This window comes from Serratia sp. (in: enterobacteria) (genome assembly GCF_051654945.1).
In the GTDB taxonomy this organism is placed as follows: Bacteria; Pseudomonadota; Gammaproteobacteria; order Enterobacterales; family Enterobacteriaceae; genus Chania.
The window spans coordinates 1-2254 of sequence record NZ_JBOFZA010000096.1; the positions used below are offsets into that span (position 1 = coordinate 1).

6 protein-coding genes are annotated in these 2254 nt (G+C 42.2%); all 6 read left to right on the forward strand.

Annotated features, from left to right (window positions below; all coding sequences use genetic code 11):
* Positions 1-218 precede the first annotated feature (218 nt).
* The 6 genes from ACRDCA_RS24300 (at position 219) to ACRDCA_RS24325 (ending at position 2157) form a co-directional block, all read left to right on the forward strand.
* On the forward strand, positions 219-452 hold the full coding sequence (locus tag ACRDCA_RS24300; RefSeq protein WP_438691846.1) for a hypothetical protein: 234 nt from the start codon (positions 219-221) through the stop codon (positions 450-452).
* A 104-nt stretch (positions 453-556) separates the two neighbouring features.
* Entirely contained in the window at positions 557-1330 is a 774-nt protein-coding gene (locus ACRDCA_RS24305) for a PhoH family protein (protein WP_438691847.1), read from the forward strand.
* A complete protein-coding gene (locus tag ACRDCA_RS24310; protein WP_438691848.1) occupies positions 1323-1466 on the forward strand; it encodes a hypothetical protein in 144 nt (47 codons plus the stop codon). Before ACRDCA_RS24305 ends, ACRDCA_RS24310 begins: the two co-directional genes overlap by 8 nt.
* Positions 1466-1720 carry a Gp49 family protein gene (locus tag ACRDCA_RS24315; RefSeq protein ID WP_438691849.1) on the forward strand — a complete coding sequence of 85 codons (255 nt, stop codon included), beginning with the start codon at positions 1466-1468 and terminating at the stop codon, positions 1718-1720. The genes ACRDCA_RS24310 and ACRDCA_RS24315 overlap by 1 nt, the downstream gene beginning before the upstream one ends.
* A complete protein-coding gene (locus ACRDCA_RS24320; RefSeq protein ID WP_438691850.1) occupies positions 1720-1926 on the forward strand; it encodes a hypothetical protein in 207 nt (68 codons plus the stop codon). The genes ACRDCA_RS24315 and ACRDCA_RS24320 overlap by 1 nt, the downstream gene beginning before the upstream one ends.
* A 39-nt stretch (positions 1927-1965) precedes the next feature.
* A complete protein-coding gene (locus ACRDCA_RS24325; protein WP_438691851.1) occupies positions 1966-2157 on the forward strand; it encodes a hypothetical protein in 192 nt (63 codons plus the stop codon).
* Positions 2158-2254: the final 97 nt, after the last annotated feature.

Consider the following 2254-nt stretch of genomic DNA (forward strand, 5'->3'; position numbering starts at 1 on the left):
CTTCTTGAACCTTGTCTGACTACTCAAGACATGTACGATGTCATTTCCGCTGAGTATAAAGTTGTGTACGGGGATTCATGGAAAGAAGCTATGCTTGAGAATGCTCGACTTCTCTACATCGGACAAACTCCTTCTAATCTTTTTAATTGGGGTTTGCTGTCCATCTCCTATGAATAGTGTTATATATAATGTAACCGATTTGTTTTTAGGAGAATACAATGATTCTGATTGAAATGAAGTTGAGTGAAGAAATGGGCGGCATGGCTGGTAACGTTATGATTAACGTAGCTATGATTACCGAAGTGCATGAAGAAGACACTTGGGTTAACGTTATGCTTGCTTCTGGTAGCAGCTATGCTATCGAGAAAGACTCCTTCTTTGGTGGTCTGAGTCAAGTTGAAGGTGTTAACTATCTTAAGGTAGCCGCTCCTGAAACAGAAAATGTAGAATAATGGATAAGGGAAGTTGTCGTAAGGTAGCTTCCCTTCTTTTTAAGGTAATCACTCCAATTTTTGGACCTGCCTAGGATTAGGCAAATTGATATAAGGAATCGCTAATGAGTCGCCGTAATCGCAAAGATCGTCGTAATGCCCGTCGTAACCGTGATGCAGGAGAGTTTTCTATGAAAGGTCGTAACAACACTCGTAACACCCGTGAACAGAAGACTTATGAAACTCGTGATACTTCGCCACTTGTTCCTCTGAATCAAGTGCAATCTGAATACATTAACGCTATCTACGAACGTCCAGTGGTAATCTGTACTGGTGTTTGGGGTAGTGCTAAGACATTCATTCCTTCAGTCATCGCTTGTGACCTCCTTCTGTCCAAGCAAATCGATGGCGTCGTAATCGCTCGACCTGCCGAAGGTAAGGCTAAGTCTGTTGGTTTCTTCAAAGGAACCAAAGAAGAGAAGCTAGAGGGTTGGGCTGCACCTATTCTCGACACTTTCAAGAAACGTCTTGGTCATGGAGCCGTTAAGGCCATGATTGAGGACGGTAAGATTGAAATGCTGGCACTTGAGCAAGTCAAGGGACGTAGTTGGGATAACAAATTCATCATTGTGGATGAAGCAGAAGATCTTGATGCTGATACCGCCAAATCTTTGGTAGGTCGCCAAGGGGTCAACTCCACAATGGTTATTACTGGTGATATTAACCAGAAAGACCTTAAGGCTTACAGTGGCCTTGAGCTTCTGCTTGAAGTAGCGAAGTTTGGTGATGTGGATATGGATATCATAGACTTTGATAGCTGGGACTATTGCGTTCGTTCAGACGAAGCAAAGGCCTGGGGCATGGCATTTGAAGCATACGAGGAGTCGAAGAATGGTTGAAATCATTGATCGATTAGTTGAATGCGTTATTACAGGGTTGGCAACAGCCCTGTTCTTACTTTTCTTTGGCAAGATGGGTTGGTTACCTTTCATGCTGATTATGACGGAAGATATGCTTCCACCGGAGGATGATTAATGAATAAGGTTACTATCGAACATATTGAATCTCTGATTGAAAAAGAGTGGTATGTGGTTGTACCAGAGACAACTACTACAGTGTGTGCCCTTACTCTAAAGAACGGTTTCACCCTCATTGGTGAAAGCTCTTGTGTAGACCCGAGCAATTTTGATAAAGAGCTTGGTGAAAAGTACGCCAGAGAAACTGCTGTTAATAAAATCTGGCCTTTGGAAGGGTATCTTCTGAAAAACTCAATGGAGGTTTCTAAATAATGAAATTTCAAGCCGCTTATACTTATCTTCTTGCAGGTCATAAAATCACACTTCCAGAGTGGAAGGGCTACTGGTATTGGTGTCCTGAGGAAAAGATGATTATCATGCACACTAAAAATGGTGAAGATATTCGATTCGTGGATACCCATGACCTGACATTCACAATGTCGTTCCTCTTCCGGGATGATTGGATTAAGTTTCGATAATATAGGGGCTACGGCCCCTTCTTTGTATCTGAGGATTGTATGACAGAGTTAGAGAAGAACATTAGGTTCCACCTGCATGAAGCCAACCGTGCTAGATTCTTTGGTATGATGGAAGCACAAGAGCATCATATCTGGATGGCTAAGACTTATGAGTACGAAATGGTTTATGGTTCAGAAGAACAACCTGAGCCTGTAGTTTCTAATGTTATCGAGTTTCCGAGGAAGAAATGATTAAAACACTGTACGGTAAAGATTCTAAAGGTGGTTTCAAAGAATGGCACGTAAGTGTCGTCGATGATGAAATCCATGTAACTCATGGCAAGCTTGG